27 protein-coding genes are annotated in these 26494 nt (G+C 45.4%); 10 read left to right on the forward strand and 17 right to left on the reverse strand.

The window, feature by feature from the left end; genetic code table 11:
* Nucleotides 1–10: 10 nt before the first annotated feature.
* The gene (locus ACMVP2_RS13550; RefSeq protein ID WP_339784754.1) at nt 11–1225 is read right to left on the reverse strand and encodes an NAD(P)-dependent oxidoreductase; all 1215 of its coding nucleotides are present in this window, start codon (nt 1223–1225) and stop codon (nt 11–13) included.
* A gap of 60 nt (nt 1226–1285) precedes the next feature.
* On the opposite strand from ACMVP2_RS13550, the gene ACMVP2_RS13555 reads away from it, so the two are divergent.
* Entirely contained in the window at nt 1286–1846 is a 561-nt protein-coding gene (locus tag ACMVP2_RS13555; protein WP_416868057.1) for a methyltransferase family protein, read from the forward strand.
* Nucleotides 1847–1848: 2 nt separating this feature from the next.
* Here ACMVP2_RS13555 and ACMVP2_RS13560 read toward each other — a convergent pair whose 3' ends face one another.
* Genes ACMVP2_RS13560 through ACMVP2_RS13595 form a run of 8 tightly spaced genes read right to left on the reverse strand, consistent with a single transcriptional unit; the run spans nt 1849 to nt 9197 of the window.
* A complete protein-coding gene (locus ACMVP2_RS13560) occupies nt 1849–2619 on the reverse strand; it encodes a TIGR00266 family protein (RefSeq protein ID WP_339785010.1) in 771 nt (256 codons plus the stop codon).
* A gap of 8 nt (nt 2620–2627) precedes the next feature.
* On the reverse strand, nt 2628–2840 hold the full coding sequence (locus tag ACMVP2_RS13565; protein ID WP_317489427.1) for a hypothetical protein: 213 nt from the start codon (nt 2838–2840) through the stop codon (nt 2628–2630).
* The gene (gene gltX / locus ACMVP2_RS13570) at nt 2837–4387 is read right to left on the reverse strand and encodes a glutamate--tRNA ligase (protein ID WP_416868058.1); all 1551 of its coding nucleotides are present in this window, start codon (nt 4385–4387) and stop codon (nt 2837–2839) included. The genes ACMVP2_RS13565 and gltX overlap by 4 nt, the downstream gene beginning before the upstream one ends.
* Nucleotides 4384–4845 (reverse strand): hypothetical protein, encoded by a 462-nt coding sequence (locus tag ACMVP2_RS13575; RefSeq protein ID WP_416868059.1) that lies wholly within the window; start codon nt 4843–4845, stop codon nt 4384–4386. The genes gltX and ACMVP2_RS13575 overlap by 4 nt, the downstream gene beginning before the upstream one ends.
* Nucleotides 4842–5225 carry a RidA family protein gene (locus tag ACMVP2_RS13580; protein WP_416868060.1) on the reverse strand — a complete coding sequence of 128 codons (384 nt, stop codon included), beginning with the start codon at nt 5223–5225 and terminating at the stop codon, nt 4842–4844. The genes ACMVP2_RS13575 and ACMVP2_RS13580 overlap by 4 nt, the downstream gene beginning before the upstream one ends.
* 2 nt (nt 5226–5227) lie before the next feature.
* Nucleotides 5228–7078: a glutamine--fructose-6-phosphate transaminase (isomerizing) gene (gene glmS, locus ACMVP2_RS13585; RefSeq protein ID WP_416868061.1), complete on the reverse strand. Its 1851-nt coding sequence runs from the start codon at nt 7076–7078 to the stop codon at nt 5228–5230.
* Between the two features lie 3 nt (nt 7079–7081).
* Nucleotides 7082–8401 (reverse strand): DUF4270 family protein, encoded by a 1320-nt coding sequence (locus tag ACMVP2_RS13590; protein WP_416868062.1) that lies wholly within the window; start codon nt 8399–8401, stop codon nt 7082–7084.
* Nucleotides 8385–9197, reverse strand: a complete 813-nt coding sequence (locus ACMVP2_RS13595; RefSeq protein WP_151996255.1) for a glycogen/starch synthase — start codon at nt 9195–9197, stop codon at nt 8385–8387. The genes ACMVP2_RS13590 and ACMVP2_RS13595 overlap by 17 nt, the downstream gene beginning before the upstream one ends.
* Nucleotides 9198–9325: 128 nt before the next feature.
* Between ACMVP2_RS13595 and panC the strand changes: the two genes are divergently transcribed.
* The 7 genes from panC to ACMVP2_RS13630 all read left to right on the forward strand — a co-directional run bounded on the left by panC (nt 9326) and on the right by ACMVP2_RS13630 (nt 14976).
* Nucleotides 9326–10183 (forward strand): pantoate--beta-alanine ligase, encoded by an 858-nt coding sequence (gene panC / locus ACMVP2_RS13600; RefSeq protein WP_416868063.1) that lies wholly within the window; start codon nt 9326–9328, stop codon nt 10181–10183.
* Nucleotides 10184–10187: 4 nt separating this feature from the next.
* Entirely contained in the window at nt 10188–10538 is a 351-nt protein-coding gene (gene panD, locus ACMVP2_RS13605; RefSeq protein WP_416868064.1) for an aspartate 1-decarboxylase, read from the forward strand.
* The gene (locus ACMVP2_RS13610; RefSeq protein WP_416868065.1) at nt 10535–11560 is read left to right on the forward strand and encodes a lysylphosphatidylglycerol synthase transmembrane domain-containing protein; all 1026 of its coding nucleotides are present in this window, start codon (nt 10535–10537) and stop codon (nt 11558–11560) included. Before panD ends, ACMVP2_RS13610 begins: the two co-directional genes overlap by 4 nt.
* Nucleotides 11517–12008: a D-glycero-beta-D-manno-heptose 1-phosphate adenylyltransferase gene (gene rfaE2 / locus ACMVP2_RS13615; protein ID WP_416868066.1), complete on the forward strand. Its 492-nt coding sequence runs from the start codon at nt 11517–11519 to the stop codon at nt 12006–12008. Before ACMVP2_RS13610 ends, rfaE2 begins: the two co-directional genes overlap by 44 nt.
* Nucleotides 12008–12697, forward strand: a complete 690-nt coding sequence (locus tag ACMVP2_RS13620; protein WP_416868202.1) for a zinc metallopeptidase — start codon at nt 12008–12010, stop codon at nt 12695–12697. Before rfaE2 ends, ACMVP2_RS13620 begins: the two co-directional genes overlap by 1 nt.
* 94 nt (nt 12698–12791) lie before the next feature.
* On the forward strand, nt 12792–13934 hold the full coding sequence (locus ACMVP2_RS13625) for an acyl-CoA dehydrogenase (protein ID WP_339785014.1): 1143 nt from the start codon (nt 12792–12794) through the stop codon (nt 13932–13934).
* A gap of 121 nt (nt 13935–14055) precedes the next feature.
* On the forward strand, nt 14056–14976 hold the full coding sequence (locus ACMVP2_RS13630; protein ID WP_339784775.1) for an AraC family transcriptional regulator: 921 nt from the start codon (nt 14056–14058) through the stop codon (nt 14974–14976).
* On the opposite strand, the gene ACMVP2_RS13635 is transcribed toward ACMVP2_RS13630, so the two are convergent.
* The 4 genes from ACMVP2_RS13635 to ACMVP2_RS13650 form a co-directional block, all read right to left on the reverse strand.
* Nucleotides 14962–15729, reverse strand: coding sequence for a geranylgeranylglyceryl/heptaprenylglyceryl phosphate synthase (locus ACMVP2_RS13635; RefSeq protein WP_416868067.1), 768 nt, complete (start codon nt 15727–15729; stop codon nt 14962–14964). The genes ACMVP2_RS13630 and ACMVP2_RS13635 overlap by 15 nt on opposite strands.
* Before the next feature lie 120 nt (nt 15730–15849).
* Nucleotides 15850–16080, reverse strand: a complete 231-nt coding sequence (locus ACMVP2_RS13640) for a hypothetical protein (protein WP_339784779.1) — start codon at nt 16078–16080, stop codon at nt 15850–15852.
* Nucleotides 16073–16453, reverse strand: a complete 381-nt coding sequence (locus ACMVP2_RS13645; RefSeq protein WP_339784781.1) for a phage holin family protein — start codon at nt 16451–16453, stop codon at nt 16073–16075. The genes ACMVP2_RS13640 and ACMVP2_RS13645 overlap by 8 nt, the downstream gene beginning before the upstream one ends.
* A gap of 51 nt (nt 16454–16504) precedes the next feature.
* Nucleotides 16505–17704: a Na/Pi symporter gene (locus ACMVP2_RS13650; RefSeq protein ID WP_339784783.1), complete on the reverse strand. Its 1200-nt coding sequence runs from the start codon at nt 17702–17704 to the stop codon at nt 16505–16507.
* A gap of 380 nt (nt 17705–18084) precedes the next feature.
* Between ACMVP2_RS13650 and ACMVP2_RS13655 the strand changes: the two genes are divergently transcribed.
* Together ACMVP2_RS13655 and ACMVP2_RS13660 are read left to right on the forward strand one after the other, a co-directional pair.
* Complete coding sequence (locus ACMVP2_RS13655) at nt 18085–19269, forward strand: porin (RefSeq protein WP_339784785.1); 1185 nt, start codon at nt 18085–18087, stop codon at nt 19267–19269.
* Between the two features lie 144 nt (nt 19270–19413).
* A complete protein-coding gene (locus ACMVP2_RS13660; protein ID WP_339784787.1) occupies nt 19414–20544 on the forward strand; it encodes a hypothetical protein in 1131 nt (376 codons plus the stop codon).
* 2 nt (nt 20545–20546) lie between these two features.
* Here ACMVP2_RS13660 and ACMVP2_RS13665 read toward each other — a convergent pair whose 3' ends face one another.
* The 4 genes from ACMVP2_RS13665 to dapF all read right to left on the reverse strand — a co-directional run bounded on the left by ACMVP2_RS13665 (nt 20547) and on the right by dapF (nt 26468).
* Nucleotides 20547–21737: a M20 family metallopeptidase gene (locus tag ACMVP2_RS13665; protein ID WP_339784789.1), complete on the reverse strand. Its 1191-nt coding sequence runs from the start codon at nt 21735–21737 to the stop codon at nt 20547–20549.
* The gene (locus tag ACMVP2_RS13670; protein ID WP_339784791.1) at nt 21738–22247 is read right to left on the reverse strand and encodes an SPOR domain-containing protein; all 510 of its coding nucleotides are present in this window, start codon (nt 22245–22247) and stop codon (nt 21738–21740) included. It lies immediately after the preceding gene.
* Between the two features lie 6 nt (nt 22248–22253).
* Nucleotides 22254–25622: a preprotein translocase subunit SecA gene (gene secA / locus ACMVP2_RS13675; protein ID WP_339784793.1), complete on the reverse strand. Its 3369-nt coding sequence runs from the start codon at nt 25620–25622 to the stop codon at nt 22254–22256.
* Nucleotides 25623–25700: 78 nt separating this feature from the next.
* Complete coding sequence (dapF, locus tag ACMVP2_RS13680; protein WP_339784795.1) at nt 25701–26468, reverse strand: diaminopimelate epimerase; 768 nt, start codon at nt 26466–26468, stop codon at nt 25701–25703.
* Nucleotides 26469–26494: the final 26 nt, after the last annotated feature.

A 26494-nucleotide genomic window follows, 5' to 3' on the forward strand; every position in this document is an offset into this window, starting at 1 on the left:
GCCTGACCGACTACCTACCTTCAACCCACTCTTTCAGGTACTGGTAGCGGCTGGTCAGCTTTCCGTCTTCGGTGATAGTGGCATCCTGGATGATTCTAAACTCATCGTTGCTGAACAGGTGGGGCAATACGTTCTTCACCAGCATGTTCCCGAAGTCCATAGAGGCATCTCTGGGGAGCTCGCAGGGCAAATTATCGACAGCCATCATCGAAATATTGCCCTCTTCGCTAAACTCAGGCATTATTTCATCTTGCGTAGGGTCGTAGTCGTACACTGGTTCATCTATTGTCGACGGCCTTTTTGTTGAAGGGATCGATCCTTCAATATCGCAGGTAATGTCGGCTATCACACGCAGGCAAAAATCATTTTTGGTGGCATCTTCCCTTGTGAAAAGTGTTGGCGCCTTTGGTTCCCAAAAAGCAGCAGCAATAAGTATTTCAGCTACTTTGGCATATTTCAGAAAATCGGAATGAAAGTTTTCTGCATGGGAGTAGAATTCGCCACGGTTGAATTCTTTGCCTTCATTGTGTGCATTGTAGTCTCTCGAATTTAGCTGAGCAAATACGGGAAAATCGAAGGATTGTGTTAGCAGGGCGGCAGGTGTCACTTTTCTGACATTCATGCCCACCAGCACCTCCATGGCACCTTTGGCTACCCGGCCACCACCCGTTACCACCATTTTTATAGGGGGCAGTTTTACCTTAGCAAACTCGGTTTTTAAGTCTTCCAGATCAAAGCACTCATGCGCCCGCCTTAAATGGTATAGGTTGTATCTTTTTCCGTAAGTCCAAATAGCATTGTAGGCACCCACTATCCCCGCCCATCGGCCAAAAGCGATAACCCGCTGGCCATTTTCGTCTGTTAGGGTTTCGTAGTCCACCATTTTGATTTTCTTTTCCAACAGTGCCTTTAGCAGTGGTTTGTTGTATTCCTGCTTTTTGATAGTGTGGGAAAAGAAGAAGTAGGTTTTACCAGGAATGAGTTGCGCCATAGGGACTTCTTTGACCCCAAATATGATGTCGCACATATCCATAGAATCGACCATTTTGAGGCCCTTCTCCTCATACGCAGCATCCGGGAAGCAACGCACATCACTTCTTTGCACCAGCACTTCTACATTTGGGAACTTCGCCTGTATTTCAAGTGCCTGATCGGGAGTTATAGGGACTCTTTTGTCGATGGGAACTTTTCCCTCTTTGATTATGCCTACCTTTATCTTCATCATTGAATTGGGAGTTGTATTCTTGCCCCAATATTACTAAGATGCAAAGACAAGCATAATCATATGGACGGATTAATTTTGGTAAGCCTGTTCTGGGTACTTTACTTTTCCCTCCATAGCTTTCTGGCAGCGGATTTTGTAAAACGCAGGTTTAACAGGCAATGGTTTCGGCTTTTTTACAATACTTTGGCCCTGCTGTTGCTGTTGGCCATTGTTTTCTACATGGCTACTGTCGACTCCCCATTTGCCTTTGACAAGACACCCGTTACTGACTTTTTCGCTTTTTCACTGGCGGCATATGGTGTCATTATCATCAGGCTTTCTTTTCGTCAATTTTCTCTCGGGGCTTTTCTTGGTTTAAAAAAGGAGGTGGAGGACGTTGAGTTTAAATCGGGAGGTATTCTTGAAAGGGTCAGGCACCCGATTTACTCAGGCACTATATTGCTTTGCCTGGGTTTTCTGCTCTACATTCCTAAAATGATCAATTTGGTGACGGTCGTGTGGATTTTCGCCTACTTGCCAATTGGGATTTGGCTCGAAGAGAAGAAACTGATAAAAAAATATGGCAGAGCCTTTGAAGAATATCGCTCCAGAGTCCCTGCCGTGTTTCCTAAGTTATTTTAGGGTTATGATTCCAGGAGGCTTCCAAGAATGGAGCTGCCCTCCTTACCACTGTTTTTACCGTAGGGAGCCAGCACCTGAATCAGTTTTCTGATTGGCATCGACTGTAGCCATACCTTTCCGGTGCCTTTTAGAGTAGCCAGAAAAAGCCCTTCTCCACCAAAAAGCATAGATTTTAACCCTCCAGCGCTCTGCACATCAAAGTCAAGCGTATGCTCAAAGGCCACTACGCAGCCGGTATCGATCCTTAGCGTTTCGTTGTTCAGCTGTTTTTCTATCATGGTGCCACCGGCGTGCACAAATGCTTTGCCATCTCCCTGGAGCTTTTGAAGAATGAAGCCCTCGCCGCCAACTAGGCCGGAGCCAATCTTTTTGTTGAAGGTGATCGACACTTTTGTGCCGAGTGCGGCGCACAGGAACCCATCCTTCTGTACTATCAGCTGGTTGCCCTGCTGGGAAGCCAGGTCAATGGGAATGATGGTGCCGGGGTAGGGCGCAGAAAAGGCCACTTTCTTTTTACCGACGCCATGGTTAGTGAAATGGGTCATAAAAACGGACTCGCCGGTAAGTGCCCGGGCACCGGCCGAAAGCAATTTGCCCAGGAAACCCTGGTCAGGCTCTGAGCCGTCTCCCATTTTGGTTTCGAAGATGATTCCGTCTTCCATGTAAAGCATGGCCCCAGCTTCGGCTATGACAGTTTCTCGTGGATCAAGCTCTACTTCAACGGTTTGAATGCTTTCACCAAAAATCTTGTAATCAATTTCGTGTGATCGTATCGCCATGACTAGTCTTCGTCTTTGCTTGTTTTCTTTTTTATTTCTTCGATGTCTTCCCTGTCACGCAGTTTTTTATCGTCTACGTTCTTATTGAGAAACTCGTTGATCTTATCAATTTGAAGGTTGGAGGAGATTTCCCCAAACGTATCTATGCTTATCTCGAAGCCGCTCAGGTCTTTGGCTACTTTAGGTTTCTTTTTTTCGGTTTCTTTCTTACTCATGCTTGTGTGCTTTGTCCTCCTAATGTAACGATAGCTGAGTCAATTCGTTTAGCAGTTTCTTTGGCACCAAGTATTTCTATGATTGCCATGAGGTCGGGTCCGCCGCCTTGTCCGGTAATTGACAGCCTTAATGGCTGCATATATTTGCCCATTTTCAATTCTTTGGCAGCAAAGAAATTTTCTATAGTGTCGTGAGCAGTGGTGGCCGTAACCGATTCTTCAAGCTGGGAAATACGTTTCGATAAGTCCTGAAGAACCGCTGCCACGTCCGGGTTCCACTTCTTTTCAACAACTTGCTGGTCGTAGGCGGTTGGGGCTTCAAAAAAGAACCTGCCCTGTTCCCATAGCTCCTGTGGAAAAGAGATTCTCTCCCTTAGCACTTCGCAAATCCTGATTGTGTTTTCTGAGGAAGCCTTTAAACCGGCTTTTTCCAGGTCTTTTTCCAAATAAACTGCCAGTTCCTCTGCTGATTTGCTTTTGATATAATGCTGGTTGAACCAGTTGGCTTTGTCAATATCGAATTTCGCTCCGGCCTTACTTATGCGCTCGATGGAGAACTCCTGGATAAGCTCTTCTATGCTGAATATTTCCTTTTCGGTGCCAGGGCTCCAGCCCAACAAAGCCAGAAAGTTAATCATTGTTTCAGGCAGGTAGCCCTTCTCTTTAAACCCCTGTGATAGTTCTCCTGAAACTGGGTCTGTCCAGTTGAGTGGAAAAATAGGGAAGCCAGCTTTGTCGGCGTCCCTCTTGCTCAGTTTGCCGTTGCCGTCTGGTTTCAGCAGCAGAGGCAGGTGAGCAAACTGCGGCATGGTGTCCTCCCACCCAAAGTACCTGTACATCAGCACATGCAGTGGTGCCGACGGCAACCATTCTTCGCCTCTGATTACCTGCGTAATCTTCATGAGGTGATCGTCGACGATATTGGCCAGGTGGTAAGTGGGCATACCATCCGACTTCAGTAATATTTTATCGTCCAGCACAGACGAATGCACAACCACCCAACCTCTTATGAGGTCATGAAACCGAATGTCTTCTTTGCGGGGCACCATCAAACGAACTACATACGGATCTCCATTGGCAAGCCTCGCTTTCACCTCATCCTCTGGTAGCGTGAGGGAGTTTTGCATAGTGTTGCGGGTCACGGCGTTGTACTGCTGATTGGCTACCTTGGCAGCTTTCAGCTTCTCCCGCATAGCGTCAAGCTCCTCCGAGGTGTCGAAGGCATAGTAGGCCTTTCCCTCGTCGATTAGCTGCTGGGCATACTGCGCATAGATATCTTTCCTTTCAGATTGCCTGTAGGGGGCGTGGGGGCCTCCGGTTAATGGACCTTCGTCTATCTCTATACCCACCCACTTTAGTGATTCCAAAATATATGCTTCGGCGCCTGGCACAAACCTCGACTGGTCGGTGTCTTCTATGCGCAAAAGCATGGTGCCGTTGTTTTTTCTGGCGAAGAGGTAGTTATAAAGGGCGGTTCTAACACCTCCGATGTGGAGGGCTCCGGTAGGGCTTGGAGCGAAACGAACCCTAACTTCTGAATTGTTCATGTTAACTTATCAAGTACTTGGTGAAGTGCTTTTTGTGTTTGTTTCAAATGGACGTCAAAGTTAGCCAATGCTATCAGATAATTGGCAATGCAGCCTGCCAAAGAAAGGCAACCGTAGATGTAATTTTTGGCTGGCCCCAGAAAAATAAGCGTGAGCAGAAAAGTTAATAGACACCAGAAAATCAGGAAGAACCGGGTGCTGGGAAAAAGGCGGTACTTTACCTGAATCAGTGAGCCTGTCGAAGTCTGATCGACAACACCCTCCGCCAGTGGAATGAAATTTTGAGGCTTGGCTACGTTCACTGAAACCCGGAACGATTTTTCGTAGACGAGACCGGTAAATGCAAAGTCTTTTCCGGTGCTTGCCTCGGATTTAGTCTCCGTTTTTAAAAGAGCGATGATGCTGACAGCTTTCGCCGATGAAACAATTGTCTCTCTTTCAAAAGGGACTAACCTCATGCATCAATGCCTGCAATCAGGGAAATCTCAACCAGGGCGTCTTTAGGTAGCCTCGCCACTTCAACGGTTTCACGTGCCGGGGGCTCATTCTTGAAATAGCCTCCGTAAATCTCATTGATCACGGGAAAGTCGTTCATGTCTTTGATAAAGATGGAACACTTTAACACCTCTGCAAATGAAAGCCCTTCTTCCAAAAGGATAGCCTTGAGGTTTTCCATCACCAATTTGGTTTGTGACTTAATATCACCCGACTCAAACTGACCCGTTGCAGGGTTGATAGCCACTTGTCCTGATACCAGCACAAGGTTGCCGTATCGTACCGCCTGGCTGTAGGGCCCAATAGGGGCAGGAGCATTTTTAGTGTAGACTATTTTCTTCATGCTTATTCAACAGTTACTGACTTGGCAAGATTTCGTGGCTGATCCACATTACATCCTCTCATCACCGCAATGTGATACGAAAGCAATTGAAGTGGAATAACAGACACCAATGGCATAAGTGCTTCGGAAGTGTGGGGAACCTCAATCACAAAATCTGCTATCTGGTTGATGGTCTCCTCTCCTTCGGTAACAATAGCAATTACTTTTCCTTTTCGTGCCTTCACTTCTTGAATGTTGGACACTACTTTTTCGTAGGAAGAATCCCTGGTGGCAATAAACACCACGGGCATTTCCTCGTCAATCAACGCAATGGGGCCGTGCTTCATTTCCGCTGCAGGATAGCCTTCCGCATGGATGTAGGAGATTTCCTTCAATTTGAGCGCCCCCTCAAGTGCCACGGGGAAATTGTAGCCACGACCTAAATAGATGAAGTTTCTGGCGTCTTTGAAAAGGGCCGATATTTCTTTGATCTGCTCGTTGACTTCTAATGCTTTTTTGATTTTTGCCGGGATGCTCTCAAGTTCTACAAGCAATTCATGGTACTTGCTCTCCGTAATGGTGCCTTTGCGATGAGCTATCCGCAAAGCCATCATAATAAGAACAGTCAGCTGAGCAGTAAAGGCTTTGGTACTTGCAACGCCAATTTCAGGGCCGGCGTGCAGATAGGCTCCCTCGTGAGTTATTCTCGAAATGGAAGATCCCACGGCGTTAACCACTCCAAGGATAATGGCTCCTTTGGATTTGGCCAATTCAAGGGCGGCAAGTGTATCGGCTGTTTCACCAGACTGTGAAATGGCGATTACAATATCCCCTTCGTTAATGATCGGGTTCCTGTAACGGAATTCTGACGCATACTCAACCTCTACCGGGATGCGGCAAAAATCCTCAATAATGTATTCAGCTACGAGCCCAGCATGCCATGAAGTGCCGCAAGCCACAATCACTATTCTTTGGGCATTAGTGAGTGCATTAGCATACTCATGAATACCTCCCAGCACCAGTTTGCCTTCGTTGGCCTTTAAACGGCCCCTCATACAGTCGGCGATGCTGTTGGGCTGTTCAAATATCTCCTTGAGCATGAAATGCTCATATCCACCTTTTTCTATGGCCTCAAGATTGAGGTCAAGCTCATGCACCTGAGGATGTTGCTCTACATCCTCAAGGCTTTTGATCGTCATTTGATTGCCGCTAATCACAGCCATTTCTTCGTCCTTCAAATACACCACCTTCTTGGTGTATTCTACGATCGGTGTTGCATCAGAGGCAAGGAAGAAAGAGCCATCATCCTCTTTAATACCAATAACAAGCGGGCTGCCTTTTCTGGCAGCAATAAGTGTATCGGGGTTGTCTTTGGCGATTACTACAATAGCGTAGGCACCTACCACTCTGGTCAGAGCAAGCCTTACACCTTCCTCAAGAGAGCAATCTTCGGACGTAATAATATAGTCGATGAAAGACGCCAGCACTTCTGTGTCAGTCTGGCTCTCAAATGTGTAACCCTTTTTTTGAAGCTCTGTTTTTATCGCAGCGTAATTTTCAATAATGCCATTGTGCACTAGTGAAAGTCTCCCATTGTAGGACTTATGGGGATGGGCATTGGTATCACTGGGCTCACCATGAGTAGCCCAGCGTGTGTGGCCTATCCCAACGCCAGATTTGGGGCTTTTACCGTCAATGAGGTTTTCGAGCTCTTTGACCTTGCCTTGCTTCTTATATATCTTAATGTCAGAGATGGAATTGTCGTATAAAGCAACTCCTGCACTGTCGTAACCTCTGTATTCAAGTCTTTTAAGGCCCTTAATGAGAATTGGCAATGCTTGCTCTTTTCCCTTGTAGGCAACTATTCCACACATAGCTTATTGTAATCTCGTATAATAAATTTTTAGCTGGATGCTGTCTTTAGGCACAATGAATCTGCTCAAGCTCGTTACATCATTAGTTGAGATTGTGCCAGGATAAATGATCAGGTCGTTTGTATTAAAAATGCTATCTCTTAATCGCTGAAAGAAGAAAGTTGGCGTGCCACTGTAGGATCTTGAAGCAGAATCGTAAAGTGGGAACAGGGCACGAGGCGAACTGGGATTGCCGTAGCTGACATCGGTCAGGACAACATGATTGGCGATTCTGGAAGCCAGTCCAATATTTGCCCCAATAATTCTATTCGTACTATCGGCAAATATATACATAAAGCTATTTGGGGGCTTAATTCGATAGTCTACCGAAGTCAATTCATCAATAGCCCCTAGCCTAATCTCAGCACGATTGATGATAATATTGCCCAAAGAATCCACAAACTTTCTGAACGGCCTGAGCGACAGCTTGGTGTAAATGCCTGTTCCTCCCTGAAGATACATATCGCCTGAAGGAGGAATAAACTCATCACTTCTCTTTACGAGTGCCTCCAGTTCGGTGCCAGCCCTGTCTGCAATTATGCCGTTATATCTTGTGGCGTTAAAGTTCAGTGTATAAACCAATGAATCTGCTCCGTCAGGCACGTGGTAATGAACATTCACTTTGGAGTTCTCGGGGTGGAATCCAAAAATAAGGGTATTGTCTTTCCCTGGAATCAGGGCGAATCCTTTTATCTCATTTTCCAGTTCAGAAGCTGATGTTCCATCTCTAACGATACTAAAGAAGTTACTGGCCCATGCAGGAGTTGCCTTTATCCTTATTACTGTGTCTTTTGTTGGAGAGTAAAAGAACTTTTTGGAGGCAGCCGGCGTACGTGACAAGTACTTGGTTGAATCATCCGAATAGTAGCTAACCCCGGAATACAGGGTGTCTGATAGCTGATAAACATTAATGGTTTGAAAGACACTTGTGTATTCTCCATACAGGTAACTCAACTCAAAATCAAACATGATAGAGTCAAGAACGCCCTTGTCGTTGATGGCAACAAGCTCGCCGTTTCTCGTTACCTGAGAAAAAGATTTGGCGGTAATGTCTCCAAAGAATGGGTCTTTAAACCTCCCAACGAGTAACCTTGAGTCGTTGGTGGTATTTAGACTATCAAAAAGAATAACAGAAGATGGAAGAGTAAATACCTCTTCGTAAACACCTACATTATTTTCGTTTGGATTAAGCTCCAACCCTACTTCACTTGGGCTTTCACACCCAAAAAGCATTAGGGCTGCTCCAAAGAGCAACCCTGATGCAGTCCTACCCTGCAAGTTCATTATATAGATTGTAGTGTCTGTCTAAAAAGTTCTCGTCATTTTCGATAACGTTGAATTTCTTTTCTTTGGATAATTCGTTGGTTAAATTATTGAGGCTTTCGCTTTCTTCTTCTTCTGCTCTGATAACAGCGTCCGAATACTCGATGCCCATCTTAATAAAACCTTCGTAGTCTGCAGACTTAAGTGGATTCAACATGCTATCCTCGATATCAATCATTTTCACCTTTTCAAGCAGGTTGTCGCCAAACTTGAAAGAGAAAGCGTTGTCGTATATCGTCAAGACACACTTAGCTGTCTGAAAGATGGGATCATTCTTGTAAGTAGTTTTTACATACAACGGAATCAGGCTTGTCATCCAGTCGTTGCAGTGGATAATGTCTGGAGCCCAACCCAATTTCTTAACCGTTTCGAGCACACCCTTGCAGAAGAAAATAGCTCTTTCATCATTATCGCTATAGAATTTATCTTCTTTGTCGTGAAACACAGACTTTCTGTGGAAGTAATCTTCATTATCGATGAAGTATACCTGTAATTTAGCGTTAGGGATAGAAGCAACCTTAATAACAAGAGGCTTTTCCTCATCTCCCACGGCAATGTTAATGCCGGACAATCTTACTACTTCATGCAGTCTGTTTTTTCGCTCGTTGATCAACCCAAAACGTGGAACAAGAATTCTGATCTCCATGCCTCTTTCCTGCATCGCCTGCGGCAGTCTTCTTACGAATTCTGCTACCTGAGTTGTCTGGAGAAAGGGATTGATTTCGCTGGCTACGTATAGAATGCGAAGTTTTGCCATAAGAGTATTGATTTATATTTGACGGAACAAAACGAGGCACAAAAGTACAAAAAAATAACGTGCTTTCCATACATATTCCCTTTTATAACTTAGTTTTGCTGCCCTTTAGCTCACTCATAATCAGTGCTGTGGAGATAGTAACGTCCCCTGTAGAATGTCGAAAAAAGATACTTTCTCTGACCGTGGAGGGGAAAAATATAGGGTTTGTTCCAACCATGGGGGCACTGCATCAGGGGCACCTGGAATTGGTTAGACAGGCAAAGTTGTCCTGTGATTTTGTGGTGGTTAGCATCTTTGTAAACAGGACACAGTTCAATAGCGAAGAGGACTTCGAAAAATACCCAAAGACATTTGATGGCGATGCTGCAAAGCTGAGCCAATCCGGATGTGACATCGTTTTTGCGCCGTCAGATAGCGATATGTATCCGGGGACTCCTGAGGTGAAAATATCTTTCCCCCGCCTGCAAAAATCGATGGAGGGGCACTATCGCCCGGGACATTTTGAGGGAGTCGCTCTTATCGTTTCGAAGCTGCTGCATGCGGTGCCTGCGCAAAGGGCATTTTTCGGCAGGAAGGATTGGCAACAGGTGCTTATTATCAAACAGCTGGTCAAAGATCTTCACTTCGACACAGAAATTATTTCGGTGCCAACAGTGAGAGAGCCAGATGGATTGGCTATGTCTTCCCGGAATCAACGTTTGAGCGAGAAGGAACGATCATTGGCTGTGATTTTTAGCAAAAGCTTGTATTCGGCGAGAAAAAAACTTCTGTCGGGAGATAGCATTGAGGAAACGGTTTCCTCAGTCAGGCAAGCATTTGATCGCATGCCGCAAGTAAGACTCGAATACTTTGAAATAGCGAACCGTGAAACTTTAGAGCCTGTACAAAGTGTTGAGACGAATGTACCTGTTTCCTTGTTCATTGCAGGGTATGTGGGTGACGTTCGATTGATTGATAATATCTTCCTTCAGGAAGAAACTGAATAAGAAAATGCAGATTGAAATTCTTAAGTCAAAAATTCACCGAGTTCGAATTACTCAGGCGGAGCTTCACTATGTGGGCAGCATCACAATTGATGAAGACCTGATGAAGGCTGCCAACCTTATTGAGAATGAAAAGGTGCAGATCGTCAATGTTAATAATGGTGAACGCCTTGAAACCTATGTGATTAAGGGAGATGCCGGAAGTGGGGAGATTTGCCTCAATGGGCCGGCAGCCCGAAAGGCGCAGGTAGGCGACGTCGTCATAATCATTTCCTACTGTCACCTGGATTTTGAAGAGGCAAAAACCTTTAAGCCCACGCTCATTTTCCCTGACGACAATAACAAACTAATCAGTTGAGAAAAACTATCACCAGTGTTGTCCGATACGTTTTAACCCTTGCCCTTGCCTTTGCTCTCCTTTGGTGGCTTTTTAAGGATATCGACCTGGATGACTTCATGTCACGACTTAAGAAGGTGGAATATGGCTGGGTGTACCTGTCTATTGGGATATCGTTTTTTGGTTATTGGGTAAGGGCCTATAGATGGAACCTGCTGTTTAAATCCCTTGATGTATCGGTTAGTACGTTCAGGCTGTTTTTGGCTGTTATGGTAGGCTATTTGGCCAATATGGCCTTTCCCAGGATGGGGGAGGTTAGCCGGTGTGCTATCCTGAGAAGAACGGACAACATCCCGATGTCTACCTCGATTGGCACGGTGGTTACAGAGAGAGGAGTCGATCTAATTTCTCTATTATCGGTGCTGGCAGGGGCTATGCTTGTCGAGTTTGGGAAAATTTCATCGCTGTTAGGCGACATGATGAGGCGCCTTTGGTCCGGACTTTCGGTGAGTCAGCTGACCATTACCATTGGAATTATTGCAGCCGTGGTTGTTCTCATTTACTGGCTGATCAAAAGGTTTCAAAAAATGCCGGCCTTTGCAAAGCTCAAGGAATTCCTCGTCAACCTGGGTCATGGTATCGGCAGCATAACTAAGCTCAAGTCTCCTACTCTTTTTATTCTCAGTACCGTGGCCATGTGGTTGAGTTACTTTTTCATGTCATACGTAATCGTCTTTTCTATGGAGGAGACTGCCTGGCTTGACTTAAAGGCAGGCTTGGTGCTGCTAGCAATGGGCGGAATTGGCATGGCTATGCCAGTTCAGGGCGGAATTGGCACATATCATGCCTTTGTGGCAGGAATTTTACTGTGGTATGGCATCGGAGAGCAAACAGGCGTATTTTTTGCTACACTGCTTCATACGTCACAGGTCGTAACCATTCTTGTATTGGGAGGGGTATCGATTCTTGTGGCAGTGCTATTACCAGTAAAGACCCAAATTGAAAACAGCGTCGAAAATCAAAGATCGGAAGGCGGCCAGTAGCCAGGTCGCTAGTTGGCATACCCAAGGGCTTTCAGTGGTGTTTACCAATGGATGCTTCGACATTCTGCACCTGGGTCACGTCGACTATCTTGAAAGGGCGAGGCAGCTTGGCGACAAGCTGGTAGTGGCGCTGAATACTGATGCTTCGGTTCAGCGATTGAAAGGGCCGGAAAGGCCTATCGTGAATGAGGCATCCCGAGCCAGAGTAATGGCCGCTCTCGGTTTCGTCGATTTGGTGGTCTTTTTTGATGAGGAAACGCCGAAAGAGCTGATCGAAGCCCTTCAACCAGATATTTTAGTGAAAGGCGGTGACTACACTGTTGAAACTATTGTGGGTGCCGATTTTGTTTTGAAACACGGTGGAAAAGTTATTCCCCTCCCATTGATAGATGGGTATTCTACTACTACATTTGTGAATAAAATTAAGCTAAACGATAAAAACTTATGATGCTTCTTCTGATTGGTGTTGTATTTATGATTATCAGCTGGTCGGTGAGTAACAAGCTGAAAAATAAATTTAAAAAGTACTCTCAGGTTGGGTTAGCTTCTAACCTTAGTGGCCGTGAAATTGCCGAAAAAATGCTGGCAGATCATGGCATATATGACGTGAAAGTGGTGTCAGTAGAAGGCCAATTGACGGATCATTACAATCCGGCCAATAAAACGGTCAATCTGAGCCCTGAAGTATACCATGGCAGATCCGCCGCCGCCGCTGCAGTGGCTGCGCACGAATGCGGTCATGCTGTGCAACACGCTACGGCCTATAGCTTCCTTGAGTTCAGATCAGCGATGGTGCCAGTGCAGAACGTTACAGCCAGGGTAATGAATATTATATTCATGGCCATGTTGTTTGGTTCATTCTTCCTGCAGGGATTTATGCAAACGGGAATTCTGATCATTATAGGTTGTTACTTTGTATTCACCTTGTTTGCTTTCGTTACCCTCCCGGTTGAGTTCGATGCGAGTAGCAGGGCGCTGGCCTGGATTGACCGCAAAGGCATTGTGACGTCAAAAGAGCACGAAATGGCAAAAGATGCATTGAAATGGGCCGCAATGACTTATGTGGTGGCTGCATTGTCGGCGCTGGTTACGCTGTTTTACTTTATTCTGTCCTATCTGGGCATGAGCAGAGACTAGCAAAATATTTTAAAGAAATGATGGGGACTTGGGCGTGGCTCAAGTCCTTTTTTGTTTATTTTTAGCTCATACAATAACCCGCACATAACTCATGATGAAATTTGATTTGACTGAAGAGCAGCTGGCAGTAAGAGATGCCGCAAGAGATTTTGCACAGAACGAATTGCTCCCCGGAGTAATTGAAAGGGATGAGCATCAAAAATTTCCGGCTGAGCAGGTCAAAATGATGGGCGAGCTTGGGTTCATGGGAATGATGGTGGATCCTAAGTATGGCGGGAGTGGTATGGACACTGTGTCGTATGTGCTTGCCATGGAGGAGATATCGAAAATTGATGCTTCAGCCTCCGTTTGCATGTCGGTGAACAATTCACTGGTGTGCTGGGGCCTCGAAAAATATGGGAACGAGGAGCAGAAGCAGAAATACCTTACAAGATTAGCTAAAGGTGAGATCATCGGGGCATTTTGCCTGTCAGAGCCGGAAGCTGGTTCCGATGCCACCTCGCAACGAACCACTGCTGAGGACAAGGGCGACTACTATCTGCTCAACGGAACGAAGAACTGGATTACGAACGGCAACAGTGCGTCTGTGTACATTGTAATGGCGCAAACCGATGCGTCCAAAGCCCACAAAGGAATCAACGCATTGATAGTGGAGAAGGGTATGGATGGCTTTGTTGTTGGGAAAAAGGAAAATAAGCTGGGCATCAGAGGATCCGATACCCATTCGCTGATGTTTCAGGATGTGAAGGTGCCAAAAGCAAACAGGATAGGCGACGATGGATTTGGCTTTTCGTTTGCCATGAGCACGCTTAACGGCGGTAGAATTGGCATAGCGTCGCAGGCGCTCGGAATTGCCTCCGGGGCGATGGAGCTGTCAATTGCCTATGCGAAAGAACGCAAGGCTTTTGGGAAAAGCATCGCTGAGCACCAGGCCATTCAGTTCAAACTTGCTGACATGGCTACTAATATTGAAGCTGCCAGGTTGCTTTGTCTCAGGGCAGCGCAATTAAAGGATCAGAAGGCCGATTTTAGTCAGGCCAGTGCGATGGCCAAACTTTTTGCATCCGATGTAGCTATGAAGACGACGGTGGAAGCAGTGCAGATTCATGGTGGTTACGGCTACGTAAAGGAGTACCATGTGGAGCGGCTTATGAGGGATGCAAAAATCACGCAGATTTACGAAGGGACGTCAGAAATTCAGAAAATTGTAATTTCCAGAGGGTTGCTCAAAAAATGAGTTCCTTTTTAATTCATATTTGAGCTAGGTATTTTGTTATTAAATCATATTTGTATTAGTTTTATACAAATTCATTGTTAATTTTTTCTATTGCCACCCGCTCTCGCAAATTGTATGATTCATGGAAGAGTATAATAAAATTATTGAATCTCTTAGTATCAGATTTATTAAGGCACGCCACACCAATGTAATTCAATCTGTTACGGTAGAGAATTTTTACGACGTTGAAAACACCATTTTTTTGGTTCACAAGGGGGTTTTGAAGTTTGGTAAGGACAAAGAAGAGGTGCATGCCGGCGAGGTGCTTTTTGTACCCGGCGGCAAAATGGCGTCTATTACTTATGGCTCAGGAAAGGCCATCAGCTTGTCTAATGACGACTTTTTGAACAACAAAGAGAAGTACCTGGAGAGCGTGAAGGGCTATAGTCAGGAGGAAGAAACCAGAGATAATTTTAGCTACATCACTTTCGAAGCAAAAGTATTTGACACGGTCAACTTTTTTGCTTCACTTGACATACCGCCGTTTGTGATGAAAGATCCTATGATGGGTGCTTTGATCCAGGACATTGTTGTTGAGCACTTTTCTGGAAAGCTGGGCAGGGATAGAATTGTGAAGCTTGAAACGGATAGATTGGTGGTGCAGGCCATCAGGTATATCATTCAGCACAACTTGTATGTGGAGCAGCTGGCTACCAATAGCAATTACTTCAAAGACCCTCGCCTGATTGATATTTTTGCCTATATAAAGGATAATCTTGGTGACGACCTTTCCAATAAGATTTTGGCCAATGTTGCCAATGTTTCGGAGGATTATGTGGGGCAGTACTTCAAAATGTTGACCGGCATTAACCCGCAGGACTACATCGAGTACCAGCGAATGGAAAAGGCAGTGAATCTTTTGCGAACCTCAAAGAAAAGCATCAGGGAAATAGGTAAGGATGTGGGATACAAAGACACGGCGTATTTTTGCCGTCGTTTCAAAATGATGTTTGGTATCCCGGCAGGTAAAATGCGAAGAAGAGAGTCTTTAATTAATGTTTAAAGGCTTTTGATTGAGGTGATGAATTCTCTCTGATACTTCAATCAATAGATTTGGGTTTTCCTCCACACTGTTTCCCAGAATAAGCATGTCGGCCCCAGCCTGAAGGGCCTGTATGGCCAAATGAACAGAGCTGATTCCCCCACCCACAATTAAAGGCACATTAATATTTTTCTTGACGGCAGTAATTACTTTGGGAGGAACAGGCACCTCCGCCCCGCTGCCAGCGTCCATATAAATTGTTTGTAAGCCGAGCATTTCGCCGGCCATTGCTGTCGAAACAGCGATGCTTACCTTGTCCGTAGGAATGGGCGTGGTGTTGCTGATGTAGCTCGCAGCAGTTGCATGGCCGCTGTTCACCAACATATACCCGACTGGTATTACCTCCAGATGCGTTCTTTTTAAAATGGGTGCAGCTATTACATGCTGGCCTATCAGATACTCCGGGTTTCTTCCTGAGATCAAAGAAAGAAAAAGGATAGCGTCGGCATTGGAGTCTATTTGATAGTAGTTGCCTGGAAAAATGATCACCGGAATGCTGGAATTCGCTTTGATGAGCTGGATGATCTGGCTAAAATTATTCTTGGTCATCAGGCTGCCACCCACAAGAATATAGTCAACCTTATTTTCTACACACATGTTAATGACCCTGAGGCAAGCGCTGTTGTCCGACACCTTGTCGGGGTCGATCAATATGCCCAGGGAACGTTTACCTTCGTTACTCTTCTGTGTCAGTTGACTCAGTAGGTGGTTCATTCTTTAGTATTCTTTTTTGAATATAATTTAAGCCAAATTGAAGAAAAACCCCCCAAAGAGCCGCCATGCTTTTGTTGAGTGTCAACTTAAAAAATGATTTTGGTGGTTTTTCAACTAGTTCTACTGGCTGGTCAGGGCTTTTTTTTTAAGATCCTCTTTTCTGGAAGAGGATGTGATAAGTCTGGCTATCTGGTAGCCGGCAAAAAGGACGCCGCCAATAATCAGTCCGGTTTTCAGCGCCCGGGATACATTTTGCTCAACTGAGTCGGTTCCGGACTGAAGTTTCTTTTTTGCCTTTCGCTCCATTTCCTGAAGTTGTTCCTTCCGTTTGGTAATATCCGCTTTACTCATCTTCTTCAATTGATTTTTCTGTGAGGGCTTCCTTCTCTTTCATCGCTTTGGTGATCTGATTTTCAACAGCGTCCTTCAATTTGCCGGATTGAAGCAGATACACGAAAAAAAACAACGCAAGAAGATAGAAGCACGTAACTGCACCATACCCGAGGTAGGCACTGTTCCAAAGATAGTTTAAAAAAGTACTCAGCGTAATACTTCCAAAAAACAGGAAGAACATAAATACCGTGAGAATCAGAAACAGTGCTATGAGCTGGGCGAGAATTCCGGAGAGCTCTTCGATCATATTGAGTTTGACGAGCTCTATTTTTATCCGCACATATTCGGTGACGGAATCAATTAATTCATCTATTTTCAAAAACTTTGACAAAAATACCTCCTTTGGACTAAGTGTTCAAGGTATGAAACTTTGATCAAACGGTTAAGGTTCCTCGACAGGCTTTTTGTCAATTAGCTCTACGGGAGGAGAAACTGTTTGTGTAAACGATCTATGCGCCAGAATGAGGCTGTAGGGGATGATGAAAAATGTGAGCAGTATGTAGGCAAATCCCACGATGCGATACCTCAGCGTAAATTTTCCAAGAAGTTCAGCCATTTTAACAGGAATCCTTCGGATGACAGGGAAGGGCAGGAATATCAGGACTCCGATTAAGTTGAACAACAGGTGGGCAATTGCGACGGCAATGGCCTCTTCCGACTTGAACAGCGCTGCAATAATGGCAGTAATGGTTGTTCCAACATTGGCTCCCAGGATGAAGTTGAAGGCTTTTTGCACGGAGATTTTGCGGGTAGCTGCCAAAGGAACAATAAGAGAAGTGGTGATAGAACTCGACTGGATACCTGCTGTGAGAAGAGTTCCCCAGCCAAAGGCCTTAAGGGGATTGTTGAAAACAATATTTTCAAAATTCACCTTTGACTGACCAATAAGTCTTTTGTAGATGATATTCGACAGCAGCTTGATGCAGCCTATCAGCACCAAAAATGAAAGAGTGAGAAGAATAATGGGCTGCGATATCCAAAGACTTACCCAGTGGCTAATGGGGTCAAACAGCAAGGTGTTGATATTAAAAATTGGGCCGCTCTTCGAAAACATATCGCCAGCGCTCAGAGAAGAGGCTATTTCACGGGAGAGACGGGAAAGTAGGTGGTATTTTAGCTCTAGTGGAAAAAGAATGATGGTGGTAAGGATATTGAAAATATCGTGCACTGCCCCAGCGGCAATGGCTTTCCTGAACTCATTTCTTTTTGTGATATAACCAAGCGATACAATTGACGACGTGATAGTAGTGCCAATATTGGCTCCCATGATAATGGGAACAGCATCCTCAAATGAGATTGAGCCAACAGCTACGGCCGCCACAATCATGGTGGTGCTTGACGAACTACTTTGTATAAGCGCCGTGATCAGAAGGCCAATAAACAAGCCAACGAAGGGGTCAGAAGTGGCGGCCAGGATAGATTGGGCGGCAGTTTCAGTAAGCTGGTTGAAGGCCTGCCCCATCATGTTGATGGACAGGAGAAAGATGAAAACAGTGATGAGGACGTACCCGATATTACGGTACAGGTTTTTCGCAGAAGTCTGCTTTCCCTCGTCTATGTTTAAAACTTTCTTGACGGTCATCCAATTGAAAAGTTGTTGCCAGAAGAAGCAAGCCGCAAAGTTATCAAAAACTAATTGTTCAATCAGTTAGCGGTATGAAACTATTGTTAATTCACCTGTTGTCGAAATACCCAAACCGAGGCTGTAAGGGAATTTGCACATGACCAGATTCGCTTAAATTTTACTCCAGACAGTAAATGTATGGGTGGAAATATTTGCTATCATTCAAAATACGTCGGTTTCAATCATTTTGTTATAGACTTTGCTCGCCGCATAGACAAGGGCGCTTGAGCACCAGACCTTCCAGTGTTAAGACAATGTTATTAATATTTCTAAATTGTTAACTAAATGCCTTTTTGTTAATATATAGTTATCAATTTCTTAACATTGTAGCTCTTCTTTTGAAATCAACCGACCTAAGCTTCATGCAGAAAGTGACCAACATTGGGTTAGCCGCCTTTTTAGCTCTATCCTTCATTTTACCAGACATTGTCAAAGCACAGAACATCACCGAAAGCAAATTCGGAAGTGGAATATCAGTATTTGCCAGAGACTCTTCATTTTCGATGAAGTTTAGCACGAGGTTTCAGACCTTGTATGAGGGAGTACATGACCTGGAGGCCGATAAATACACAGATAATCTATTGATAAGAAGAGCGAGGTTGAAGTTTGATGGGTTTGTGTATAACCCAAAAATACAATACAAGATTGAACTGGGCCTGAGTGGTAGCGACATTGGAAATAAGGACGTTGTGTCTGAGTCAAATTATGCTCCACTGCAGATCCTTGATGCTGTGATAAAATACAACTTCTATGGCAACTGGAGCCTGTGGGTTGGGCAAACAAAGCTTCCCGGCAATATAGAGAGGGTGATTTCTTCGCAGGCGCTTCAGTTTGTTGACCGAAGTTTTCTTAACTCCAGATACAACCTTGACAGGGACAGGGGAGTTCAGGTTCGTTACGATGGAGAGAGGTTCGGCGTAATAACGGCTGTGTCGATCGGAGAGGGTCGGAATATTTCCGAAGAGAATCAAGGCGGATACGACTATACTGCGAGACTAGAGTGGCTTCCGCTTGGGCGATTCAGAAGGAATGGCGACTATGTTGGAGGTGACCTTCTCAGAGAGACGACTCCGAAGCTGATGTTTGGCATTGTATACGACTACAATGATAATACAAACAGAGAAAGAGGTCAGCTGGGTAGGGTGCTAGGCGAAAACAGGACTCTCCAGGCTGTGTTTATAGATATGCATTTTAAGTACCGAGGGTGGTCAGTAATGTCGGAGTATGTTAACAAGCAGGCACCGGACGGGGCTGTCGTTTCTGACGGAATATTCTATACTGGCACTGGTCTTAATATTCAAACAGGATACTTACTCAAAAATAATTTGGAGTTGGCGCTTAGGTTTACGGAAGTGCTGCCAGCCGCCGAAACGTTGCGGGCAGGTATTCATCAATATACTTTTGGTGTCTCAAAATATATTGTCGGCCATTCTCTTAAAATACAGTCGGACTTGACAAGGATAGAAATTGAAGGAGAGGATGGCTCAATGATGTACCGTGCACAGGTTGAGGTCTCTTTTTAGCCTGACAGATGTTGCCGTCAATGGCTCATAAGATTATAAGGCTATGCAAAGATCATAAAATAAAAGCCTTAACACTTTCTTAACAGTGGTAACAAAAACTATATTTAGCTTTGCCGGAACTTTCAAATTAAGCATACACCTGCGATGTCGTCCAAACCGTCTGATAGTATCACTACACAAAAGCTAGGCAAAGGAGCTTTTAAGCTGTTTAGTGTGTCAAAAAAGGAAAGAAATTATCTTTATTTTTTGCTAGCCATTACGTTTGTCTGCGGCATGGTGTATCCCTATCAGGAGGTGGCTATGTGGGTTGCTTTCGCTTTGGCTGGCTATTCAGCTATTGCCAACGATAGTATTCAAACCATTGGCACTTTTATTTCTTCAAATTCCCATAGGAAATGGTATCATTTGTGGCTTTTCATGGGACTGATTTTCCTTGTTACCGTTACTTATAGCTGGATTACCTATGGGGGCGACGTGTCCTATCAGCGGTTAAACACAAAAGGCCTTGAGGTAGCACCTACATCCTTTAGCTTTCTTCAGGTTGCCGCTCCGGTAATTCTGCTGGTCCTTACAAGGCTTCGAATGCCAGTGTCTACTTCGATCCTGCTATTGAGTGCCTTCTCAACCAAAGCCAGCTCCATCGGAGGTATCTTATCTAAAAGTCTTGTTGGTTATGCCCTGGCTTTCGTCATTGCCATTATTGTATGGACGCTAACGGCACAGCTATTCGATAAATATGCCAAGAAAAAGCCAGCTCACTGGTGGGCACCGCTACAATGGCTTACCAGCGGAGCGCTGTGGTCCGTTTGGATCATGCAGGATGCTGCAAACATTGCGGTTGTCTTGCCAAGGGCGTTGAACACGGTAGAGTTTGTTGCATTTGCGTCATTTATATTTCTTGGGCTAGGCGTGTTGTTTTACCTCAAAGGGGACAAAATACAGTCGATCGTGGAAGAAAAGGCTGACATTACTGATGTGAGGGCCGCCACCATAGTCGATCTGGTTTATGCGTGCTTACTCTACTACCTGAAAGTTGTTAATACGATCCCAATAAGCACTACCTGGGTCTTCATAGGGCTTTTGGGAGGCCGTGAGTTGGCGATCAACTACATGAAGAAAAGCAAGTCAAGCCGCAGAAAGGGAATAAGAAAGAGTTTGAAGCTGATAGGTAAAGATGCCCTTTATGCGGGTATTGGTCTGGTGATTTCGATCCTCCTCGCTTTGTCAATCAACGACGACATGAGGAAGGAGTTCTTGGACCTGATTGGCTGGTAACTTTAAACAGCCAACTCTTTCAAGGCCAGCCAGGTCATAAGCCCAACACCGAGCTCTAGAGCACTTTCATCAATATCGAACGTGGGTGTGTGGACGCCGGAAGTGATGCCCTCAGCTTCATTTCTGGTGCCAAGCCGATAGAAACATGAATCGACGTGGTGGGAGTAGAAGGCAAAATCTTCGGCAGCCATCCAGATATCAAGATCAACAACTTTGTCTTTTCCCAAAAATTCTTCTGCCCATGATTTAGAACGATTGGTCAGTTGTTCATCATTGGCAAGAAACGGGTAGCCTTTCATGATGTTAAAGTCGCAGGTGGCGCCCATTGACTCGGCAATTCCTTCGGCCATCTTTTTCATCTTCGCATGGGCTTCCATTCTCCATTCCTCATTGAGCGTTCTGAACGTGCCCTTTAGTTTGACCTCAGATGGAATAACATTGGTAGCCCCTTTGCCCTCAATATCGCCAAAAGAAAGTACCGAGGGTATCTTTGGGCTGGCCATTCTGCTGACCACTTGCTGCAATGCTGTGATTATGTAGGCTGTTACCACAATAGGGTCTACCAAAGTTTCAGGCATGGCTGCATGACCACCTTGTCCTGTCACTGTCACATATATTTCGTCAGCACTGGCCATGTACATGCCAGGGCGAAAGCCTACCGTGCCCGCAGGCAACAAGGGCATCACATGCTGACCGAAAAGGCTTTTTGGAGAAGGATTGGTAAGCACTCCCTCTTTGATCATTAAGCTGGCGCCTCCCGGTAGCTTTTCTTCTCCCGGCTGAAAAATCAGCTTAACGGTTCCCTCAAATTCACCTTTCAGCTCACAGAGGATTTTGGCAACGCCGAGAAGGGAGGAGGTGTGCACATCGTGCCCGCAGGCATGCATAACACCCTCGTTTGTCGATTTGTAAGGCACGGTGTTCTTTTCCAAAATAGGCAAAGCGTCAATGTCGGCCCTTAATGCAACCACTTTCTTGTCAGGGTTATTTCCTTTTATGATGGCCACAGTGCCAGTAGTTGCCATTTCGTCCAGCTGGTCGATAGGAAGCTTTCGAAGGAACTCTCTGATGTAGCTTGCTGTGTTGTATTCCTCAAAGGACAGTTCAGGATTAGCATGCAGGTGTCTTCGTGCGCCAATAACCTCTTTCGAAAGCTGACCACTGAGCGTTTTGATTCTGTCTTTTAGATCCATTTATTCTACGGGTATTTTTTCGGGAAGGAGGAGTGCGTTGGGGAATACCTCCCTAACCTGCGCATATACCTGATTTGCCTCTAACCTGGAATAAAACTTCCCTATTTTTACCTTAAAGTTGGGCTGGACGTAAACAACCTGGGAGGGAATGTCCAGTCCGATTGAATGAAGCTGCGCCCTCGCATTGTTCGCCTGGTCTCTGTTTGGGCCGGAATACACCTGAACCGTAAAGCCGTCAACTACTCTCTTCTGGAGGTTTTTTTCGGCTATAAACATAACGACGCTGTCGAGTTCTTGAGTGATGTCGTATTGTGTCTTCAGTGGTTCTGAAGAAATCGTCGATTTGCTTATTTCTGTAGTTTTAAGAGGGCTTTCGTCAGTGGTAATGACCGGGTGTAAAATAGACAAGTCTTCAGAATAAGAGTCAGTGGTACCAGAAGAAGGAACCACCTTTTTTGAACACCCATACAGGATAAAAACTCCAAGTGCTAAAGAAACGACTCTATTCATAGCTGTTTAGTCTTCAATATTGATCACAACGCATTTGTTGTTGTTGACGTCTTGCTCCACAGTTTTGTATTTCACCCCTTCTTTTAAAGTTCCGTCTGTGTACTGCACAGTCACCCTATCGTTTCTTCCAGCCACTTTTTGCGACTTCATTGGTTCTGGTCGGGTAACAGCAGGCCTCGAGCCAACAGGTTGTCCTTCTTTTCCTTCCAGCAAAGAACGTGATTCTTCCTTACTTTCTTTGTAGTCGCTTTTTGTGCGGGTTTGGCGAGCTTCTCTTACCTGACTTGGATCCTGGCTAGGTATGTCGGCTTTGATAAGGAAAGACATAGTTTCCTCATTTACCTTGGCAAGGAATACTTTGAACAATTCGAAGGCTTCAAATTTGTAGATCAAAAGTGGGTCTTTTTGTTCGTATACCGCATTTTGAACAGATTGCTTCAAATCGTCCATCTCACGAAGGTGTTCCTTCCAGGTTTGGTCGATCAGCGCCAGGGTGATCATTTTCTCCATAGCGGCCACCATCTCCTTACCCTCAGTATCCACTGCTTTCTTTAAGTTCACCACAATGCCGAGTTGCTTCTTCCCGTCAGTAAATGGGACAAGAATATCCACCACGGTGGCTCCTTTATTATCAAGGGTATGCTTAAGAACCGGAAGCGCTTTTTCTCTGATTGTGTTTTTTCGGGCTGTATAGTGTGCCAATACTTCGTCGTAAAGTCTTGCAGCAAGTGCGTCGCTTTTGATACCGGCGAATTCTTCCTGACTGATACGCATATCGAGGCCAAAGGTGCTGAGCACATTCAGTCTAAAGCCATCATAGTCTTGAGAGGCAGTGGCTGATATGGCCAGGTCCTCAGACGTATCGTACATCATGTTGAGGATGTCAAGCTGTAGTCTTTCGCCGAACAAAGCATTCTTCCTTCTGGTATAGATGACCTCTCTCTGTGAGTTCATTACGTCATCGTACTCCAGGAGGCGCTTACGCATGGCGAAGTTGTTCTCTTCTACCTTCTTCTGGGCTCTTTCAATCGACTTGGTAATCATCGAATGCTGGATTACTTCACCTTCTTCCAATCCCATTCTGTCCATCCACTTGGCAATTCTGTCTGAGCCGAACAAACGCATCAGGTTGTCTTCAAGAGACACAAAGAACTGCGAAGACCCAGGGTCACCTTGTCGGCCTGATCGGCCTCTCAACTGCCTGTCTACCCTTCTTGATTCGTGCCTTTCAGTTCCTACAATAGCTAAACCTCCAGCCTTTTTCGACTCTTCGGTCAGTTTTATGTCCGTACCACGTCCCGCCATGTTGGTGGCAATCGTCACGGTAGAAGGATGGCCTGCTTCCGCCACAATTTCTGCTTCCCGTTGGTGTTGCTTGGCATTCAGTACGTTGTGTTTAATCTTGCGGATATTAAGCATGCGGCTTAGCACCTCCGAAATTTCAACAGAAGTAGTACCCACCAGCACTGGTCTGCCGGCCTCAGTCAGCGCAACAATTTCATCGATAACGGCATTGAACTTCTCACGCATGGTCTTGTAGACCTTGTCTTCCATGTCTTTCCGGACGATCGGCCTGTTGGTTGGAATAACGACCACGTCAAGTTTGTAGATCTCCCAAAGCTCACCAGCTTCGGTTTCGGCAGTACCAGTCATACCTGCCAGCTTGTGATACATTCTGAAGTAGTTCTGCAGCGTGATGGTCGCATAAGTCTGCGTGGCATCTTCCACCGTCACATTTTCCTTGGCCTCGATTGCCTGGTGAAGACCATCTGAATAGCGGCGACCTTCCATCATACGGCCGGTTTGCTCATCCACAATCTTTACTTTCCCATCAATCACCACGTATTCGGTGTCTTTTTCGAAGAGTGTGTAGGCTTTTAGCAGCTGATTAACGGTGTGGATACGCTGTGCTTTGATTTGGTAGTCTTTGATAACCGACTCTTTCTTTTTCAGGATATCGATTTCAGCGAGAGAGGTGTCACCCTCAAGCTTTGCAATTTCCATCCCAATGTCAGGCATAATGAAGAAATTGGGATCTTCACCATCGCCGGTTATCATATCGACACCCTTCTCAGTCAGCTCGATAGAGTTATTTTTTTCTTCAATGGTGAAGAGCAAAGGCTCATCCGCCTCCGGCATCATCCTTTGATTGTCAGCCAGGTAGATATTCTCCGTTTTTTGAAGAACATTTCTTATGCCTGTTTCACTGAGGTATTTGATCAAAGGCTTGTATTTGGGAAGCCCTCTGTGAGCCCTGAACAGTGACAAGCCGCCATCTGTCTCGTTGCCCTCAGCAATTTGTTTTTTGGCGTCATTCAAAAACTGTGCACATAGCTTGCGTTGAGATTCAACCAGCTTAAATATTCTGGGCTTCAGTTCGTAAAACTCATGCTCATCTCCCTTAGGTATAGGACCGGAAATGATAAGTGGTGTTCTGGCTTCATCCACAAGTACGGAGTCAACCTCATCCACCATGGCGTAGTGGTGTTCCCGCTGAACCAATTCCTCCGGGCTTCTGGCCATGTTGTCCCGCAGGTAGTCAAAGCCAAATTCGTTGTTGGTGCCGTAGGTAATATCGGCGAGATAAGCGTTTCTTCTTTCCTGTGAGTTGGGTTGGTGCCTGTCAACACAGTCAACCGTTAGCCCATGAAACTGGAACAAGGGTGCGTTCCATTCTGAGTCACGCTTGGCCAGGTAGTCGTTTACTGTAACAATATGCACGCCTTTGCCAGCAAGGGCATTCAGGTAGGCAGGCAAAGTAGCCACAAGGGTCTTTCCCTCACCTGTCGTCATTTCGGCAATCTTACCTGAGTGCAGTACAACACCACCAATGAGCTGCACATCGTAGTGAACCATGTTCCACTCTACCTCAGTGCCTGCAGCGAGCCATTTATTGGACCACTCGGCGGTCTCTCCAGTGATTTTTATGTGGGGCTTGGTCGCCGCCATCTGCTTATCCATGAGAGTGGCCTTCACCACCAGCTTCTTGTTCTCAGCAAGTCGCCTGGAAGTTTCCTTCACTACGGCAAAAGCTTCCGGTAGCAGTTTAAGCAGCGAATCTTCAATTTTCTTGTTCTTATCTTTTTCAAGTTGATCTATTCTTTTGAATACGTCATCTTTCTGGTCAATATCCAAATCTGGTTCGTCGATTATCCTCTGATGCAAATCGTCAATTTCCTTCTGGATAGTGGCATTCCCCTCTTTGATGAACGCTTTGAACTGACTGGTTTTGTCTCTCAGCTCATCGTCAGAAATACTCTTAAGTTTCTCAAATTCTTTTTTGATTTGCTCAACAAGCGGAAGGACTTCCTTGATATCTCGCTCTGATTTTGTTCCAAAAAGTTTGGCTACCCCTTTGGTGAATATATTCAACATTTCGTCGTTTTTTAAAACCTTAAAATTAACCGCTTTTTCCTAATTCGATACTAATTGCCAAGGTGTTTCTTGACAGATTTACACATCAATGAGGCCTGAGTAAACGGGTGTGGCCGGGCCCTTCAGGAAAATATCACTAAAGCCATCCTCCTTAACCGCAAAACTGACCTCGAGGGTTCCACCCAGAGTGTGAACTATTACCGGGCTTTTATATCCTTTGAGTGATGCGGCGAGCGAACAAGCTGTGACTCCCGTGCCGCACGACAGCGTTTCATCTTCCACCCCTCTTTCATAAGTCCTCACAAAGATAGCATTGCCATCCTCCAACTCTACGAAGTTAACATTGGTACCCTTGGGGGCATAGGTCTCGCTGTAGCGAATAGCTTTTCCTTCCGGCACAACAGGGAAGTTTTTAACATCTTCAAGGAAGGCAATATGGTGAGGGGATCCCGTGTTGATGAAGACGCCGTCAGTAAGTTCTTCAACGCTGTCCACATCATAAAGCTGCACAGAAACAATGTCTCCTTTGATGGTCGCTTCATGAGGCCCGTCGGTAGACATAAAAGTAGTTCTGTCGGTGGTCATGCCAAGAGACTTCGCAAAGTGCACTGCGCACCTGCTACCGTTCCCGCACATGCTTTGCGTGCCGTCGGAATTGTAGTAGACCATTTCAAAGTCGTAGTCGGGATGATTGCGTATGAGAATGAGTCCGTCTGCGCCGATGCCAAACCTGCGATGGCAAAGGGTTTCTATAACGGTCAGGTCATCAGGAAATTGGAGTTCCCTGTCATCAATGAGAATGAAGTCGTTACCTGTGCCCTGATATTTGTGAAAACGAATTTCCATAGCATAAAACTAATAGCAAGTAAACG

The sequence above is a fragment of the Imperialibacter sp. genome (assembly GCF_048007035.1).
GTDB lineage: Bacteria > Bacteroidota > Bacteroidia > Cytophagales > Cyclobacteriaceae > Imperialibacter.